The organism is Bacillus sp. N3378-2at, from assembly GCF_033412715.1.
Lineage (GTDB): Bacteria > Bacillota > Bacilli > Bacillales > Bacillaceae > Bacillus > Bacillus subtilis.
Genome location: NZ_CP117986.1, coordinates 2378986 through 2398080, shown reverse-complemented (window position 1 = coordinate 2398080; position 19095 = coordinate 2378986). Strand labels below are relative to the sequence as shown.

The following is a 19095-nucleotide window of genomic DNA, read 5'->3' as shown; positions in this document are numbered from 1 at the left end:
AAAATATATCGCTTTTATTGATTATATCTTATAATAAGATATAAATCGGGTGTATAATGATGGAAATGGATTTAATCTCTAAACTTAATCAGCAGTGGACAGATATTTATTATTTATTACATTATCAACATAAAGATAATATTTCTCACCAGGCAATACGGATTATGCAGCATATTGAAAAGCAAGGTGAGGTGACAATAGGAGCTTTGGCTGAATACTTGTCTGTCTCTCACAATACAGCGTCAGAGCATACTAAACGTTTGATTCAAAAGGGATTTATAGCTAAACGGCGAAGTCAACAGGATGAACGAAAAGTTTTAGTTTTCTTAACACAAGAAGGAAGATCTGTTCTTGAACAGCATACACAGCTAGATAAAGAGAAATTAAAAGAAATAATTGAACGAATGAGCACATCAGAAAAGCAATTACTTGAACAGGCATTTGAACTTTTAAGTAGGGAAGCTAAACAATGGCAGTTTTAAGTAAAGTAATCATCTCTGCGTTGATTATCGGTTTTGTTACTGAAATATCAAAAAGACATCCGACCTATGGCGGCATCATTGCTGCTTTGCCCTTGGTCAGTTTATTAAGCCTTTTTTGGATGCAAATACAAAGTCAATTTGCATCTGGTGTGCTTACAGGAATCCCAGCTACAGTTTGTTTACTAGCTATTTTGGCTTTTTTGCTGAAAATTCATGTGCCGTTTTGGTTTGCATTATGTGTTGGAATACTAGGATGGGCTATGTTTTTATGGATGCAGAAGATATTTCTCAATATATTATTTAACTGAGTATAGAAAGGAGATGCTATGTTTTTAAAAAAGGTTACTCTTCTTCGAGATAAGATTTTGGACTTTGACAGATTTCCTTTTACTATCCCGGCTATAAGTCAATTAAATGACATCTTATTTACTAGCCAAGTGACTTTTTTTGTGGGGGAAAATGGATCTGGAAAATCTACTTTGCTTGAAGCGATAGCAGATAAGTGTGAATTCAATACAGCGGGCGGAAGCCGAAATAATGTCTATGAATTACGGGAGTCAGATTCCCATTTAGGAGATTATATACGTTTATCTTGGCTTCCAAAGGTAACAAATGGCTTCTTCTTAAGGGCTGAATCGTTTTATCATCTTTCTCTTCATCTGGATGAGATGGAACTAGATGCTCCTCAGCCATACCGTTCCTATGGAGGGAGGCCGCTACACAATCAATCACATGGAGAGTCCTTTATGTCTCTATTCCGTCATCGTTTTAAAGAGAAAGCGATTTACCTTTTAGATGAGCCAGAAGCAGCACTTTCTCCAGCTAGACAATTAGCTTTTTTGAGAGTTATACATGATTTGGTGAAGGGCGGAATTGGTGAAGGGCGGAAATGTACAGATGATCATTGCGACTCACTCCCCAATCCTACTGGGCTATCCCAATGCTAATATTTTAAGCTTTGATGGTGGAAGAATACATCATATTGAATATGAGAATACAGAGCATGTTCAATTAACACGATATTTTCTTGGACAAAGAGAAAAAATATTAGCGGAGCTGTTCCGTGACTAACATCGAGTTGATCTGAAACGCGTTTCATAGCCTATGATAGGTTTATCAAATAATTCAGGAGTGATAAACACTATGATCCACCAGCATCCAAAATCTTTTCCGAAACATTTTTTGTGGGGCTCTGCTTCTGCAGCGTACCAGATTGAAGGCGCTTGGAATGAAGATGGCAAAGGCCCTTCTGTTTGGGATGTGTTTACGAAAATACCGGGCAAAACGTTTAAAGGAACCAATGGCGAGATTGCGGTTGACCATTATCACCGATTTAAAGAAGATGTCGCTCTGATGGCTGAGATGGGGTTAAAAGCATATCGATTTTCCGTCAGCTGGCCACGGGTTTTTCCAAAAGGAAAAGGAGAGATCAATGAAGCAGGTCTAGCGTTTTACGATAGTCTGATTGATGAATTGCTTTCTCATCACATCGAGCCGGTTCTGACTTTATATCACTGGGATTTGCCTCAAGCGCTTATGGACGAATACGGCGGGTTTGAATCCAGAAACATCATAGAGGATTTTAATCACTACTGTATTACTCTTTATAAACGTTTTGGAGACAGGGTGAAATATTGGGTTACGTTAAATGAACAGAACTACAATTTTAATCACGGATTTATTACAGCCATGCATCCGCCTGGAGTGAAAGACAGAAAACGATTTTACGAAGCAAACCATATTGCGTTTCTGGCTAATGCAAAAGCCATCGAATCATTTAGAGAATATGTGCCTGAAGGCAAAATAGGTCCTAGCTTTGCATATTCTCCGGCTTACCCTTTATTAAGCCATCCAGAGGATATACTGGCATTTGAAAACGCCGAAGAATTTATGAACAATTGGTGGCTTGACATGTATTGCTGGGGAACCTACCCGCAAATTCCATTCCGCTACTTGGAAAAACAGGGATGGGCGCCGACAATCGAAGCAGGAGATATCGAGCTGCTTGCCAAAGGGAAGCCTGATTTTGTAGGTGTCAATTATTATCAGACGATCACCTATGAACGAAATCCGCTTGATGGTGTGTCAGAAGGGAAAATGAATACGACAGGCCAAAAGGGAACCAATCAGGAGACGGGGATACCCGGAGTGTTCAAAACGAAAAAAAATCCGCATCTGACAACAAGCAACTGGGATTGGACAATTGACGCAATTGGGCTGCGTATCGGTCTTCGCCGAATTACAAGCCGCTATCAGCTTCCAGTGTTTATAACAGAGAACGGTTTGGGTGAATTTGATAAAGTTGAGGACGGCACTGTACAGGATGATTATCGAATTGATTATTTACGTTCGCATCTTGAGCAATGCAGACAAGCCATCAGTGACGGTGTTGATTTAATCGGCTATTGCAGCTGGTCGTTTACTGATCTGTTAAGCTGGCTGAACGGCTACCAAAAAAGATACGGATTTGTATATGTCAATCGTGATGAAGAAAGCACATACGATTTAAAACGCTTGAAGAAAAAAAGCTTTTATTGGTATCAAGATGTCATCAAGACGAACGGAGAAAGTTTATAAAGAGTCCCTGAGAGTTATTCTCTCAGGGGTTTTTCATTACACAGAAACAGCATCAATAATATAAGTGTCGGCGTGCAAATCTGACATTTCAGCCGGCACAGTCCAGCATGTCAATTGATAGTCTCCTTTAGGCAGATCAAAGGACAGTCTCTTAGACATAATGCTTTCAATATGAATTCCGTTTTCTGTGACATGAAAAGGAACAGTCACTTTTTTTTCGTAGGAGTTTACTGTTTCTGAACTGTTCAGGCGCAAAAGAATAAAGGCCTTTGTATTTCGCTGTGCCTCAAATGAAATGGCTCCGTCTGCCGCAGTATATCCTTTTTCAATCGCTTCGTCAGTCCAATCCATTATAGGAGGTGTAGAATCCTTTTGAAATACAGTAAATTGATGATATGAAATCGAAAGTTCTTGCGGCTTCCATGATTTGATCAATGTGCTGTTCCTCCTCTATGTACTGTTTACTGAATTGTGAATAAAACCTTTGTGCCGTCTGGGTAATCGGTAAGCTGATGCCCGACCCAAGAGCCTGCTCCGCGGTTGTCAGCGGGAGAAATGTATTCTACAGAAGCTCCCTCACCGCCTTCTTTGCACATGGCCATTGGCCATTCATCTCTGTCATACCCCTTTTTGGAAGGTACGTCCTTTAATGATTGCTCGCGGCGTTCTTCAGCTCCGTCTCTGTCAATAGTGCACACCTCTGAGTGCCCCTCATTTATCGCATCCTTAATATGCTTGGCAGTTTCGGGATACCGGTCAGATGGGAAGGCGATTGTTTCATCATATTCTTTCGTTTGAGACGTTTTTTGATCAGCTGAGAAAAAGTCTCCTTTTATCAGGCCGACAGCTGCAGCTGCTATGATGACGATGACGAGAAGTATCGTTTTTATGATGTCCGTCGTGATGTTCACCTCCCGCTTTTAAAACTGACACAAGAGTAATCCAGAAAGCATTTGGTGTAAAGGTTTAAATTTTATGTTTTACGCTCAGTTTATTGCAGAAATCGTAATTTTAGCAGATCGAAATATTTGTTTTCAGCAAAATACGATTGCCAATTTACAATAATGATAGTAAGTCATCAGCCGTTTTCGGCTTGATTAATCATTTTAAATTGGCTTATGATACCGGTAAGCTCCTCAGCTAATTGAGAAAGTGTTTCAGAAGCTGCGGTAATCTCCTCCATTGCAGCAAATTGCTCCTCTGTTAATGCAGCTGCTTGCCGGGTATTTTTAGTAGATTCTTTAATGTCGGCCGTATTGGCTGCAAAGGAATGATTTATATGATGTGCACTGGCTGAAATGTTTGTTACAGATGCTGATAAATCACTAATCTCGGCACTGATTTCACCTGTTGCAGCTGCAATTTCCTTAAATGCATCTCTGGTGCGCTGGATCATGGTGACTCCTTCTGCAGCTTCTGTTTTCACATGCTCAACAGATCTTGCAGACCGGTTCATATCCTTTTGTATTTCTATGATCAGTTTTGAAATCTGCCCCGCGGACTGTTGAGACTCTTCTGCTAATTTCCGTACTTCATCAGCAACAACAGCAAAGCCTTTTCCTTGTTCACCGGCTCTGGCAGCTTCAATAGCTGCATTCAGCGCAAGCAGGTTTGTCTGATCGGCAATTTGGGTGATGACCGATAAAATTTGCTCAATTTGTTTAGAGCGGCCGTCTAACTGGTGTATGATTTCTCCGCTTTTCTGAATTGACTGGTGAATCGCATCCATTTGCGCCTGTACATTTGCAATTTCCTTTTGTCCAATGTCTGCTTTTGATTGAGCGAGCTGCCCTTTGTCAGCGATAGCGGCAGTATTTGCAGAAATATCCCGGATGTCTGCTGAAGCTTGTTTTAATGAGCTTTCACTATTTTCAATTCGGATGATCTGATCTTGGGCTCCATTTGCAATCTACTGTACAGCTTCTGTGATTTTTTCTGAAGCTTGATTTGTTTCCTCTGCTCCGGCTGAGAGCTGCTGAGAGGCTGACGCAAGCTGAAGGGCTGATTGTTGTACGGTTTGTATGGTATCGTTCAGCTTCATTCTCATCTTATTATAATAGACGCTTAGTTCTGATAGCTCGTCACCGGTTTTGTCTGACACCTCTATTGTCATATCTCCGTTTCCGGCACTTTCAAAGGCGCTTTTTAAAGCGTTCAGGCGCTTGTTGATTTTTCTGGTGAAAACCAAGACAAGGATGACTGATAGCATAATGACGATAACAAGAACGATAGCGAATTGAGTGAAAAGTGATTGTGTAAGTGATGCTAAAATACTTTGATTAGCTCCGGTATACAGCATGCCGATGATGCTCCCGTTTTGATCTTTTAACGGCATGTATGCAGTCTGATAAGAAGAACCTGCTACATCTGCTTGTCCGTAAAAACACTTTCCTTTCTTTAAAACAGCGGCAATAACTTCAGAAGAAGCCTGAGTGCCGACAGCTCTTTCGCCATTTTTCATGACATTGGTTGCAACACGAGTATCGCCTTGGAAAATGGTAATGGTATCACCTGTTTTTTCACCAAGCAGATCAACAAGCTCTTCATTTCCATTGATTTGTGTTTGCCCTTTATAGAGCTTATTGTTTTTCACCTGCCAGTCGCCTGATATGACATCATCAATATAAGTGCTGCTTAAAGCGAGATCACCTTTCGCTTTTTCAGTTGCCATTTGTTTCATGTTTTCTGTAATTTCCTTAAGCATCACAGTGCCAACTGATGCCGAAAACAAAAGAATCACCACGAAAACGAGGCAAAGAATTTTAGTTCCTAGCTTCATCTTAAATCGTTTTATCAACATAATTCCTCCTTTTAGGATTTGTAGGTCATATTACTTATCGGGTTTTCGGGTTTAAAGTTTTATTTTAGAAAAAATAAAACCGGCCTGATCTTCAGGCCGGTTGTGTGATGCTATTCAAGGTTTGCGTGGTGAGTGAACATAGTTTCAGAATCGAGTCCTTTTTTCTCCATGAGTTTTAAAATCACTGCATCATAGAATAGCAGCAAAGTTTGTTCAAATAATGATCCCATTGGCTGAATGGTTTTATAGCTTCCGTTTGACGGGTCTTTAGGAGAACCAGGCATTCTGATGATGAGGTCCGCTTGTTTTCCGACGCTTGATTCCGGATTGATGGTTAAAGCGGCAACAATTCCGTGTAAGCTTTTTGCTTTTGCTGCGGTATGAATCAAGCTCTTTGTCTCGCCTGATCCTGAGCCGATAATAACTAGATCTCCTTCGGCGAGCGGCGGAGTGAGAATCTCACCTACTATATGGGCGTTGAAGCCCATGTGCATCAGTCTCATCGCGAAGGATTTTGCCATCAGGCCAGACCGACCCGCACCCGCGGTGAAAATTTGGTGGGATGACAGAATGTGATCGGCAAGCTGGTCAGCCTCTTCATTAGAAATATAAGCTGCTGAATTGTGTAACTCATTGAGAATTTCCGCTACGTATTCAGTCGTTTTCATAGAAGTTATCCTTGGACAATCAGCTGCTTCATTTTTGAAGCTGTTTCCGCCTTATCAGCTGCGCTTGTAATTCCGCCCCCAACAATGACAAGGTCAGGGTTTTGCTTGATCACTTCTGGCAGTGTATCAAGTTTGATGCCGCCCGCGATTGCGGTTTTTGCGTTTTTTACGGTATTTTTGATTGTCGTTAATTCTTCGAAAGAGTTTTTGCCCTCTGCTTGAAGATCATAGCCAGTGTGGACGCAGATGTAGTCAACACCGAGTGCGTCAATTTCTTTCGCACGGGATTCGATATCCTTCACGTTAATCATGTCCACTAAGATTTTCTTCTTTTGTTTTTTGGCTTCTTCTACTGCGCCTTTAATCGTTGCATCGTCTGTAGCCCCTAAAACGATGATGATGTCAGCGCCTGCTTCCGACGCTTTCATAATTTCGTAGCCTCCGGCATCCATGATTTTCAGGTCTGCAAGAACCTTCAATTGAGGAAATGCTTCTTTTATTTCTTTAACGGCTCTTAGGCCTTCATTGATGACGACCGGTGTTCCGATTTCAACTACGTCGATGTATTGTTCTACCTCTTTGACGAGCTCAATGGCTTCCGGGATGTTGACGAGGTCTAATGCAAGCTGTAATTCCATTGTTGATCCACTCCCTTTTTCGAATTATTTTTCATTCTATAGGTTCCTTCTTTTGATGAGAAGTAGGCACTTTGAAGTCAACAAGTTACTTGGAGGATACTGTGAGGAGAGACAATCAGATTTCTTTCGCTTGATTTTATGAGTGAGTATAATGAAAAAAGAGTCTGCAAAAAAGTAAGTGATGATACGTATCTAACATACAAAAAGGTTACTAAGGGGGGGATTCTATTGAGCCGGATGGACGACAAAAGGTTTAATTGTGAGAAGGAATTAACGCTTGCAGTGATTGGCGGTAAATGGAAAATGCTCATTTTATGGCATTTAGGAAAAGAAGGCACAAAACGGTTCAATGAATTAAAAACATTGATTCCTGATATTACGCAGAAGATCCTCGTGAATCAGCTGAGAGAGCTTGAGCAGGATATGATTGTTCACAGGGAAGTGTATCCAGTTGTCCCGCCGAAGGTTGAATATTCTCTGACCCCGCACGGAGAAAGCCTCATGCCTATTCTTGAAGCCATGTATGAGTGGGGGAAAGGTTATATGGAATTGATTGATATCGACAAAAATGTCATGAAAGAATCGTTGTAAGACGCTCTTCGCAAGGGTGTCTTTTTTTTGCCTTTTTTTCGGTTTTGCGCGGTACACATAGTCATGTAAAGATTGTAAATTGCATTCAGCAATAAAAAAAGATTGAACGCAGCAGTTTGGTTTAAAAATTTTTATTTTTCTGTAAATAATGTTTAGTGGAAATGATTGCGGCATCCCGCAAAAATATCCCTGTAAATAAACTGGAATCTTTCGGCATCCCGCATGAAACTTTTCACCCATTTTTCGGTGATAAAAACATTTTTTTCATTTAAAGTAAACGGTAGAAAGATAAAAAATATTGAAAACAATGAATAAATAGCCAAAATTGGTTTCTTATTAGGGTGGGGTCTTGCGGTCTTTATCCGCTTATGTTAAACGCCGCAATGCTGACTGACGGCAGCCTGCTTTAATAGCGGCCATCTGTTTTTTGATTGGAAGCACTGCTTTTTAAGTGTAGTACTTTGGGCTATTTCGGCTGTTAGTTCATAAGAATTAAAAGCTGATATGGATAAGAAAGAGAAAATGCGTTGCACATGTTCACTGCTTATAAAGATTAGGGGAGGTATGACAATATGGAAATAACTTTTTATCCTTTAACGGATGCACAAAAACGAATTTGGTACACAGAAAAATTTTATCCTCACACGAGCATTTCAAATCTTGCGGGGATTGGTAAGCTGGTTTCAGCTGATGCGATTGATTATGTGCTTGTTGAGCAGGCGATTCAAGAGTTTATTCGCAGAAATGACGCCATGCGCCTTCGGTTGCGGCTAGATGAAAACGGGGAGCCTGTACAATATATTAGCGAGTATCGGCCTGTTGATATAAAACATACTGACACTACTGAAGATCCGAATGCGATAGAGTTTATTTCACAATGGAGCCGGGAGGAAACGAAAAAACCTTTGCCGTTGTACGATTGTGATTTATTCCGTTTTTCCTTGTTCACCATAAAGGAAAATGAAGTATGGTTTTACGCAAATGTTCATCACGTGATTTCTGATGGTATCTCCATGAATATTCTCGGGAATGCGATCATGCACATTTATTTAGAATTAGCCAGCGGCTCAGAGGCAAAAGAAGGAATCTCGCATTCATTTATCGATCATGTTTTATCTGAACAGGACTATGCTCAATCGAAGCGGTTTGAAAAGGACAAGGCGTTTTGGAACAAACAATTTGAATCGGTGCCTGAACTTGTTTCCTTGAAACGGAATGCATCCGCAGGGGGAAGTTTAGATGCTGAGAGGTTCTCTAAAGATGTGCCTGAAGCGCTTCATCAGCAGATTCTGTCGTTTTGTGAGGCGAATAAAGTCAGTGTTCTTTCGGTATTTCAATCGTTGCTCGCCGCCTACTTGTACAGGGTCAGCGGCCAGAATGATGTTGTGACGGGAACCTTTATGGGCAACCGGACAAATGCGAAAGAGAAGCAGATGCTTGGCATGTTTGTTTCTACGGTTCCGCTTCGGACAAACATTGACGGCGGGCAGGCGTTTTTAGAATTTGTCAAAGACCGGATGAAGGATCTCATGAAGACACTCCGCCACCAAAAGTACCCGTATAATCTCCTGATCAACGATTTGCGTGAAACAAAGAGCTCTCTGACCAAGCTGTTTACTGTTTCTCTTGAATATCAAGTGATGCAGTGGCAGAAAGAAGAGGATCTTGCCTTTTTGACTGAGCCGATTTTCAGCGGCAGCGGATTAAATGATGTCTCAATTCATGTAAAGGATCGATGGGATACTGGGAAACTCACCATAGATTTTGATTACCGCACTGATTTATTTTCTCGTGAAGAAATCAACATGATTTGTGAGCGCATGATTACCATGCTGGAGAACGCGTTAACGCATCCAGAGCATACCATTGATGAATTAACGATGATTTCTGATGCGGAGAAAGAGAAGCTGCTTGCGAGGGCCGGCGGTAAATCTGTGAGCTACCGTAAGGACATGACGATCCCGGAACTGTTCCAAGAAAAGGCTGAGCAGCTTTCAGATCATCCAGCGGTTGTATTCGAAGATCGTACATTGTCCTATCGAACGTTACATGAACAATCCGCACGCATCGCCAATGTGCTGAAACAGAAAGGGGTTGGCCCGGACAGTCCTGTCGCGGTTTTGATTGAACGTTCTGAACGGATGATTACAGCTATCATGGGAATTTTAAAAGCCGGCGGAGCCTATGTGCCGATTGATCCGGGTTTTCCTGCTGAGCGCATTCAATATATTTTGGAGGACTGCGGGGCGGACTTCATCCTGACTGAATCGAAGGTTGCGGCGCCTGAAGCCGATGCTGAGCTGATTGACTTAGATCAGGCGATTGCGGAAGGTGCAGAAGAAAGCCTGAATGCAGATGTGAACGCACGGAACCTTGCCTACATTATTTACACATCGGGAACAACCGGACGTCCGAAAGGCGTTATGATTGAGCATCGCCAGGTTCATCATTTGGTTGAATCTCTGCAGCAGACGATTTATCAAAGCGGCAGCCAAACCCTGCGGATGGCATTGCTTGCGCCGTTCCACTTCGATGCGTCAGTGAAGCAGATCTTCGCGTCGCTTCTTTTGGGACAAACCCTTTATATCGTACCGAAGAAAACAGTGACGAACGGGGCCGCCCTTGCTGCATATTATCGGAGAAACAGCATTGAGGCGACGGATGGAACACCTGCTCATTTGCAAATGCTGGCAGCAGCAGGCGATTTTGAAGGCCTAAAACTGAAGCACATGCTGATCGGAGGAGAAGGCCTGTCAACTGTTGTTGCGGACAAGCTGCTGAAGCTGTTTAAAGAAGCAGGCACAGCGCCGCGTTTGACCAATGTATACGGGCCGACTGAAACGTGCGTTGACGCGTCTGTTCATCCGGTTATCCCTGAGAATGCAGTTCAATCAGCGTATGTGCCGATCGGGAAAGCGCTGGGGAATAACCGCTTATATATTTTGGATCAAAAAGGCCGGCTGCAGCCTGAAGGCGTGGCGGGTGAGCTTTATATCGCGGGAGACGGTGTGGGCCGAGGCTATTTACATTTGCCTGAATTAACGGAAGAGAAGTTTTTACAAGATCCATTCGTGCCGGGCGATCGCATGTACCGGACCGGGGACGTGGTGCGCTGGCTTCCAGATGGAACAATCGAATATTTAGGCAGAGAGGATGACCAGGTCAAAGTCCGCGGATACCGGATTGAGCTTGGGGAAATTGAAGCCGTGATTCAGCAGGCGCCAGACGTTGCAAAAGCCGTTGTTTTGGCACGCCCTGACGAACAGGGAAATCTTGAGGTTTGCGCATATGTTGTGCAGAAGCCTGGAAGCGAATTTGCGCCAGCCGGTTTGAGGGAGCATGCGGCCAGACAGCTTCCTGACTATATGGTGCCGGCTTACTTTACAGAAGTGACAGAAATTCCGCTTACACCAAGCGGCAAAGTCGACCGCCGCAAGCTGTTTGCACTAGAGGTGAAGGCTGTCAGCGGCACTGCCTATACAGCGCCGCGAAATGAGACTGAAAAAGCAATCGCAGCCATTTGGCAGGACGTGCTGAACGTTGAGAAGGCGGGGATCTTTGACAATTTCTTTGAAACTGGCGGACATTCATTAAAAGCCATGACCCTTTTAACAAAGATTCATAAGGAAACAGGCATTGAGATTCCGCTTCAATTTTTGTTTGAGCATCCGACGATTACGGCTCTTGCAGAGGAAGCTGATCACAGAGAAAGCAAAGCTTTTGCGGTGATTGAACCTGCTGAAAAACAGGAGCATTACCCGCTTTCATTGGCACAGCAGCGAACATATATCGTCAGCCAGTTCGAGGATGCGGGAGTCGGCTATAACATGCCAGCAGCAGCAATTCTGGAAGGGCCTTTAGATATTCAAAAGCTGGAGCGCGCATTTCAGGGATTAATCCGACGCCACGAGTCATTGAGAACATCATTTGTTCTTGAAAACAGCACGCCGAGACAGAAAATTCACGATAGCGTTGATTTCAACATCGAAATGATTGAAAGAGGCGGCCGCTCAGATGAGGCAATTATGGCTTCATTCGTTCGGACATTTGATTTGGCGAAAGCTCCGCTGTTCAGAATCGGTTTGCTGGGGCTTGAAGAGAACCGTCATATGCTGCTGTTTGACATGCACCATTTGATTTCTGACGGTGTATCCATTGGCATTATGCTGGAGGAGTTAGCACGCATTTATAAAGGCGAACAGCTTCCTGATCTTCGTCTCCAGTATAAGGACTACGCTGTATGGCAAAGCAGACAGGCTGCTGAAGGGTACAAGAAGGACCAGGCTTATTGGAAGGAAGTCTTTGCAGGCGAGCTCCCGGTGCTTCAGCTTCTGTCCGATTACCCAAGACCACCTGTTCAAAGCTTTGAAGGGGATCGGGTGTCAATCAAGCTGGATGCGGGGGTAAAGGATCGCCTCAATCGTTTGGCTGAACAAAACGGCGCCACTTTATATATGGTGATGCTGTCCGCTTACTATACGCTTTTGTCAAAGTATACGGGGCAGGATGACATCATTGTCGGGACACCGTCAGCGGGCAGAAATCACTCCGATACAGAGGGCATTATCGGGATGTTCGTCAATACGCTTGCGATTCGCAGTGAGGTGAAGCAGAATGAGACGTTTACCCAATTGATCTCGCGTGTCCGCAAACGGGTGCTGGATGCCTTTTCTCATCAGGACTATCCGTTTGAGTGGCTTGTTGAAGATTTGAACATCCCGCGTGATGTTAGCAGGCATCCGCTGTTTGACACGATGTTCAGCCTTCAAAACGCGACAGAGGGCATTCCGGCTGTCGGCGATCTTTCCTTGTCTGTTCAAGAGACCAATTTCAAGATTGCCAAATTTGATTTGACGGTGCAGGCGAGAGAAACCGATGAAGGCATTGAGCTTGATTTGGATTACAGCACGAAGCTGTTTAAACAAAGCACGGCAGACAGGCTGCTTACGCATTTTGCGCGTTTGCTTGAAGAGGCTGCGGTTGATTCGGAGAAGCGGATTTCCGAGTATAAGCTTCTTTCTGAAGAGGAGGCTGCTTCGCAAATTCAGCAGTTTAACCCGGGCAGAACACCTTATCCTAAAGATAAAACAATTGTTCAGCTGTTTGAGGAGCAAGCGGCGAATACGCCAGACCACACTGCGCTTCAATATGAAGGCGAATCACTTACTTATCGTGAACTGAATGAACGGGCCAATCGTTTAGCCCGCGGCATTCTTTCTCTTGGAGCTGGCGAAGGAAGAACTGCGGCTGTCTTATGCGAGCGGTCAATGGATATGATTGTGTCGATCTTGGCAGTATTAAAATCAGGTTCGGCTTATGTTCCGATTGATCCGGAACATCCGATTCAGCGGATGCAGCATTTCTTCCGTGACAGCGGAGCAAAGGTGCTTCTCACTCAGAGAAAATTAAAGGCTTTGGCGGAAGAAGCGGAATTTAAGGGCGTTATCGTGCTAGCCGATGAGGAAGAAAGCTATCATGCCGATGCGCGCAATCTCGCACTGCCTCTTGATTCTGAAGCAATGGCCAACCTGACGTATACTTCCGGAACGACTGGAACACCTAAGGGGAATATCGTGACACATGCCAATATTCTCCGCACGGTGAAGGAAACGAATTATCTCAGCATTACAGAACAGGATACGATTCTCGGTCTTTCCAATTACGTGTTTGACGCGTTTATGTTCGATATGTTCGGCTCTTTGTTAAACGGAGCCAAGCTGGTGCTGATACCGAAGGAAACCGTTTTGGACATGGCTCGCCTGTCCCGCGTCATTGAACGGGAGAACATCAGCATTCTCATGATTACAACCGCTTTGTTCCACTTGCTTGTGGACTTGAATCCGGCGTGCTTGTCAACGCTTCGCAAGATTATGTTTGGCGGGGAACGGGCTTCGGTTGAGCATGTCAGAAAAGCTTTGCAAACGGTTGGAAAGGGCAAGCTCCTTCACATGTATGGGCCGTCTGAAAGCACGGTTTTCGCGACGTATCATCCGGTTGATGAATTGGAGGAGCACACGCTGTCTGTTCCGATTGGAAAACCGGTCAGCAATACGGAAGTATACATTCTTGACCGTACGGGACACGTGCAGCCTGCCGGGATTGCCGGAGAGCTTTGCGTCAGCGGCGAAGGACTCGTGAAAGGCTATTACAACCGTCCGGAACTGACTGAGGAGAAATTTGTTCCCCATCCGTTTACATCCGGCGAACGCATGTATAAAACGGGAGACCTTGCGAGATGGCTGCCGAATGGCGACATCGAATTTATCGGGCGAATCGACCATCAGGTGAAGATTCGCGGACAGCGCATCGAGCTTGGAGAAATCGAACATCAGCTGCAAACCCATGATCGTGTTCAGGAAAGTGTTGTGCTTGCCGTTGATCAAGGAGCGGGAGATAAACTGTTGTGTGCTTACTGTGTCGGAGAGGGAGACATCTCATCACAGGAGATGAGAGAGCATGCTGCGAAGGACTTGCCGGCATATATGGTTCCTGCGGTGTTTATCCAAATGGACGAGCTGCCGCTGACAGGGAACGGAAAAATTGACCGGAGAGCGCTGCCGATTCCTGATGCCAACGTTTCAAGAGGTGTTTCATATGTTGCGCCACGCAATGGAACGGAACAAAAAGTCGCAGACATTTGGGCACATGTGCTTCAGGCAGAACAAGTCGGCGTTTATGACCACTTCTTTGACATTGGCGGACATTCATTAGCAGGCATGAAGATGCTTGCCTTGGTTCATCAGGAACTGGGCGTTGAGCTGTCACTCAAGGATCTCTTCCAGTCACCGACGGTTGAGGGCTTGGCACAGGTGATTGCCTCTGCTGAAAAAGGGACAGCCGCAAGTATCAGCCCGGCAGAGAAACAAGATACGTATCCTGTTTCTTCACCGCAAAAACGGATGTACGTGCTTCAGCAGCTTGAGGATGCGCAAACGAGCTATAACATGCCGGCGGTTCTGCGCCTGACAGGTGAGCTTGATGTTGAAAGGCTTAACAGCGTCATGCAGCAGTTAATGCAGCGTCATGAAGCCTTGAGAACCACGTTTGAAATAAAAGATGGAGAAACGGTGCAGCGGATCTGGGAAGAGGCTGAGTGCGAGATAGCCTATTTCGAAGCCCCGGAAGAAGAGACAGAGCGGATCGTTTCTGAGTTTATTAAGCCTTTCAAAATCGACCAACTTCCACTGTTCAGAATAGGGCTTATCAAGCATTCAGACACTGAGCATGTGCTGCTGTTCGATATGCATCATATTATTTCTGATGGTGCATCTGTCGGTGTGCTGATTGAGGAGCTTTCAAAGCTGTACGACGGAGAAACCCTTGAGCCGCTCCGTATTCAATATAAGGATTATGCCGTGTGGCAGCAGCAGTTCATTCAGTCTGAGCTTTACAAGAAGCAAGAAGAGCATTGGCTGAAGGAGCTGGACGGAGAACTGCCGGTGCTGACGCTTCCGACTGATTACAGTCGGCCTGCCGTTCAAACATTTGAGGGAGACCGCATTGCATTTTCATTAGAAGCAGGCAAAGCCGATGCTCTGCGCAGGCTTGCAAAAGAAACGGATTCCACGCTTTACATGGTGCTTCTGGCTTCATACAGTGCATTTTTATCAAAACTTAGCGGGCAAGACGATATCATCGTCGGTTCACCTGTCGCCGGACGATCTCAAGCGGACGTCAGCCGCGTCATCGGAATGTTCGTCAATACATTGGCGCTGCGCACGTATCCGAAGGGTGAAAAGACGTTTGCCAACTATCTTAACGAAGTGAAAGAAACGGCACTCAGCGCTTTTGATGCGCAGGATTACCCACTTGAGGACTTGATCGGAAATGTTCAGGTTCAGCGTGACACAAGCAGAAATCCGTTATTCGATGCAGTTTTTTCAATGCAAAATGCGAATATAAAGGATTTAACAATGAAAGGGATTCAGCTTGAGCCGCATCCGTTTGAACGGAAAACAGCCAAGTTTGACCTCACGCTGACGGCTGACGAAACCGACGGAGGGCTTACATTCGTACTCGAATACAATACAGCTCTGTTTAAGCAGGAAACGATTGAACGATGGAAGCAATATTGGATGGAGCTTTTAGATGCTGTTACCGGGAACCCGAACCAGCCGCTTTCCAGCCTGTCACTGGTCACCGAGACAGAAAAACAAGCGCTTCTTGAGGCATGGAAGGGCAAAGCGCTGCCTGTGCCGACAGACAAAACGGTTCATCAGCTATTCGAAGAGACTGCCCAGCGCCACAAAGACCGCCGGGCTGTCACCTACAACGGCCAATCTTGGACGTACGGCGAGCTGAATGCGAAGGCAAACCGTCTCGCGCGGATTCTGATGGACTGCGGCATCAGCCCGGATGACCGCGTCGGCATTCTCACGAAGCCGTCGCTTGAAATGTCCGCCGCGGTGCTTGGCGTCTTAAAAGCGGGAGCGGCGTTTGTGCCGATTGATCCTGACTACCCGGATCAGCGGATTGAGTATATTTTACAGGACAGCGGCGCGAAGCTTCTCTTGAAGCAAGAAGGCATTTCAGTGCCGGATAGCTTCTCAGGAGACGTTATTCTTCTCGACGGAAGCCGCACGATTCTAAGCTTGCCGCTTGATGAAAACGATGAGGAAAATCCAGAGACGGCTGTAACCGCGGAGAACTTGGCGTACATGATTTACACGTCAGGAACGACCGGACAGCCGAAGGGTGTCATGGTCGAGCACCATGCGCTTGTGAACCTGTGCTTCTGGCACCACGACGCGTTCAGCATGACAGCGGAGGACCGCAGTGCGAAGTACGCGGGCTTCGGGTTCGACGCTTCCATTTGGGAGATGTTCCCGACCTGGACGATCGGCGCCGAACTTCACGTCATTGATGAAGCGATCCGCCTCGATATCGTCCGCCTGAACGATTATTTTGAAACGAACGGCGTAACGATCACGTTCCTGCCGACACAGCTTGCGGAACAGTTCATGGAGCTTGAGAACACATCACTCCGTGTTCTCTTGACAGGCGGAGACAAGCTGAAGCGCGCCGTGAAAAAGCCGTACACACTCGTCAACAACTACGGGCCGACAGAAAACACGGTCGTTGCCACAAGCGCAGAAATCCATCCGGAGGAAGGTTCGCTTTCCATCGGACGGGCCATTGCCAATACGAGAGTGTACATTCTCGGCGAGGGCAATCAGGTGCAGCCGGAAGGCGTAGCCGGAGAGCTTTGCGTGGCGGGACGCGGATTAGCGCGAGGCTATCTGAATCGAGAAGACGAAACCGCGAAGCGGTTTGTCGCTGATCCGTTTGTGCCGGGTGAGCGCATGTACCGCACCGGCGATTTGGTGAAATGGACGGGCGGCGGCATCGAATACATCGGCCGGATCGACCAGCAGGTCAAGGTCCGCGGCTACCGGATCGAGCTTTCAGAAATTGAAGTCCAGCTCGCCCAGCTTTCTGAGGTGCAGGATGCGGCGGTGACAGCTGTCAAAGATAAAGGAGGCAACACAGCGATCGCGGCGTATGTCACACCGGAAATAGCTGACATAGAAGCACTGAAATCAGCACTGAAGGAAACCCTGCCGGATTACATGATCCCGGCGTTCTGGGTGACGCTGAACGAGCTTCCGGTTACGGCAAACGGCAAAGTGGACCGCAAAGCCTTGCCTGAGCCGGACATCGAAGCGGGAAGCGGAGAATACAAAGCGCCGACGACCGACATGGAAGAGCTGCTTGCCGGCATCTGGCAGGACGTGCTTGGAATGTCTGAAGTCGGTGTCACCGACAATTTCTTCTCGCTTGGCGGAGATTCCATCAAAGGAATTCAAATGGCGAGCCGCTTGAACCAGCACGGCTGGAAGCTGGAAATGAAAGATCTCTTCCAGCACCCGACGATCGAAGAGCTTACCCAGTACGTAGAGCGTGCCGAAGGCAAACAGGCAGACCAAGGCCCGGTGGAGGGCGAAGTCATCCTGACGCCGATCCAGCGCTGGTTCTTTGAAAAGAACTTCACGAACAAGCACCACTGGAACCAATCTGTGATGCTTCACGCCAAAAAGGGCTTTGGTCCTGAACGGGTGGAGAAAACATTGCAGGCGCTGATCGAGCATCATGACGCGCTCCGTATGGTCTACCGTGAGGGACAGGAAGACGTCATTCAATACAACAGAGGTCTTGAAGCTGCTTCCGCTCAATTGGAGGTCATCCAGATTGAGGGCCAAGCTGCAGATTACGAAGACCGTATAGAGAGAGAAGCGGAGCGTTTGCAAAGCAGCATCGACTTGCAGGAAGGCGGCTTGTTAAAAGCAGGCTTGTTCCAAGCGGAAGACGGAGACCACTTGCTTCTTGCCATTCACCACTTAGTGGTTGACGGCGTGTCGTGGCGGATTTTACTGGAGGATTTCGCCGCAGTATATACACAGCTTGAGCAAGGCAATGAACCGGTTCTCCCGCAGAAAACACATTCATTTGCAGAGTATGCAGAGAGATTGCAAGACTTCGCGAACTCCAAAGCCTTTTTGAAAGAAAAAGAGTATTGGAGACAGCTTGAAGAACAAGCTGTCGCGGCAAAGCTTCCGAAAGACCGCGAATCTGGTGATCAGCGAATGAAACATACAAAGACAATTGAATTCTCGCTGACTGCTGAAGAGACAGAACAGCTCACCACAAAGGTGCATGAGGCATATCACACAGAAATGAATGATATTTTGCTGACGGCATTCGGATTGGCAATGAAGGAGTGGACGGGTCAGGATCGAGTAAATGTTCATTTAGAGGGGCACGGACGTGAAGAAATCATAGAAGACCTGACCATTTCCCGCACAGTCGGCTGGTTTACAAGTATGTACCCAATGGTGCTCGATATGAAGCATGCGGATGATCTGGGCTACCAGCTGAAGCAAATGAAAGAAGATATCAGACATGTGCCGAATAAGGGAGTCGGATACGGCATTCTGCGCTATCTGACGGCACCGGAACATAAAGAAGATGTGGCGTTCTCGATTCAGCCGGATGTCAGTTTCAACTATTTAGGTCAGTTTGACGAAATGTCGGATGCAGGTTTGTTTACGAGATCAGAGCTGCCATCAGGACAGTCATTAAGCCCTGAAACAGAAAAACCGAATGCGCTGGATGTTGTCGGATATATCGAAAACGGAAAACTGACGATGTCACTGGCCTATCATTCTCTTGAATTTCATGAAAAAACAGTACAAACATTCAGTGACAGCTTTAAAGCGCATCTTCTCAGAATCATTGAACATTGCCTATCTCAAGACGGTACGGAACTGACCCCGAGTGATCTTGGTGACGACGATTTGACGCTGGATGAGCTGGATAAATTAATGGAAATTTTCTAATAG

At 45.8% G+C, this 19095-nt stretch carries 9 protein-coding genes and 2 pseudogenes; 6 read left to right on the top strand and 5 right to left on the bottom strand.

Going from position 1 to position 19095, the window contains the following annotated elements; translation table 11 throughout:
• The first annotated feature begins 59 nt into the window (after window positions 1–59).
• The 4 genes and pseudogenes from PUN35_RS12935 (at window position 60) to bglC (ending at window position 3059) form a co-directional block, all read left to right on the top strand.
• Entirely contained in the window at window positions 60–482 is a 423-nt protein-coding gene (locus PUN35_RS12935; RefSeq protein ID WP_014478795.1) for a MarR family winged helix-turn-helix transcriptional regulator, read from the top strand.
• On the top strand, window positions 470–790 hold the full coding sequence (locus PUN35_RS12930) for a DUF3147 family protein (RefSeq protein WP_014478796.1): 321 nt from the start codon (window positions 470–472) through the stop codon (window positions 788–790). The genes PUN35_RS12935 and PUN35_RS12930 overlap by 13 nt, the downstream gene beginning before the upstream one ends.
• 18 nt (window positions 791–808) lie before the next feature.
• Window positions 809–1553, top strand: a pseudogene (locus PUN35_RS12925) (AAA family ATPase).
• A gap of 72 nt (window positions 1554–1625) precedes the next feature.
• Entirely contained in the window at window positions 1626–3059 is a 1434-nt protein-coding gene (gene bglC / locus PUN35_RS12920) for a 6-phospho-beta-glucosidase (RefSeq protein WP_014478799.1), read from the top strand.
• 36 nt (window positions 3060–3095) lie between these two features.
• On the opposite strand, the gene nin is transcribed toward bglC, so the two are convergent.
• The 5 genes and pseudogenes from nin to hxlA form a co-directional block, all read right to left on the bottom strand.
• Window positions 3096–3494, bottom strand: coding sequence for a DNA-entry nuclease inhibitor (gene nin, locus PUN35_RS12915; RefSeq protein WP_014478800.1), 399 nt, complete (start codon window positions 3492–3494; stop codon window positions 3096–3098).
• A gap of 26 nt (window positions 3495–3520) precedes the next feature.
• Window positions 3521–3970 carry a DNA-entry nuclease gene (gene nucA / locus PUN35_RS12910; RefSeq protein WP_014475770.1) on the bottom strand — a complete coding sequence of 150 codons (450 nt, stop codon included), beginning with the start codon at window positions 3968–3970 and terminating at the stop codon, window positions 3521–3523.
• Between the two features lie 167 nt (window positions 3971–4137).
• Window positions 4138–5859 (bottom strand): annotated as a pseudogene (tlpC, locus tag PUN35_RS12905) (methyl-accepting chemotaxis protein TlpC).
• A gap of 110 nt (window positions 5860–5969) precedes the next feature.
• Window positions 5970–6527, bottom strand: a complete 558-nt coding sequence (gene hxlB / locus PUN35_RS12900) for a 6-phospho-3-hexuloisomerase (RefSeq protein ID WP_014478803.1) — start codon at window positions 6525–6527, stop codon at window positions 5970–5972.
• 5 nt (window positions 6528–6532) lie between these two features.
• On the bottom strand, window positions 6533–7165 hold the full coding sequence (gene hxlA / locus PUN35_RS12895) for a 3-hexulose-6-phosphate synthase (protein WP_014478804.1): 633 nt from the start codon (window positions 7163–7165) through the stop codon (window positions 6533–6535).
• A gap of 228 nt (window positions 7166–7393) precedes the next feature.
• Between hxlA and hxlR the strand changes: the two genes are divergently transcribed.
• Both hxlR and srfAA read left to right on the top strand, forming a co-directional pair.
• Window positions 7394–7756, top strand: a complete 363-nt coding sequence (hxlR, locus tag PUN35_RS12890) for a transcriptional activator HxlR (protein ID WP_003246265.1) — start codon at window positions 7394–7396, stop codon at window positions 7754–7756.
• 572 nt (window positions 7757–8328) lie between these two features.
• The gene (gene srfAA / locus PUN35_RS12885; RefSeq protein WP_031600149.1) at window positions 8329–19092 is read left to right on the top strand and encodes a surfactin non-ribosomal peptide synthetase SrfAA; all 10764 of its coding nucleotides are present in this window, start codon (window positions 8329–8331) and stop codon (window positions 19090–19092) included.
• Window positions 19093–19095: the final 3 nt, after the last annotated feature.

Bases quoted from the DNA above. Each gene is read 5' to 3' on its own strand.
- PUN35_RS12935 (WP_014478795.1), top strand. From the start codon at position 60: ATGGAAATGGATTTAATCTCTAAACTTAATCAGCAGTGGACAGATATT.
- PUN35_RS12930 (WP_014478796.1), top strand. From the start codon at position 470: ATGGCAGTTTTAAGTAAAGTAATCATCTCTGCGTTGATTATCGGTTTT.
- bglC (WP_014478799.1), top strand. From the start codon at position 1,626: ATGATCCACCAGCATCCAAAATCTTTTCCGAAACATTTTTTGTGGGGC.
- hxlB (WP_014478803.1), bottom strand. From the start codon at position 6,527: ATGAAAACGACTGAATACGTAGCGGAAATTCTCAATGAGTTACACAAT.
- hxlA (WP_014478804.1), bottom strand. From the start codon at position 7,165: ATGGAATTACAGCTTGCATTAGACCTCGTCAACATCCCGGAAGCCATT.
- srfAA (WP_031600149.1), top strand. From the start codon at position 8,329: ATGGAAATAACTTTTTATCCTTTAACGGATGCACAAAAACGAATTTGG.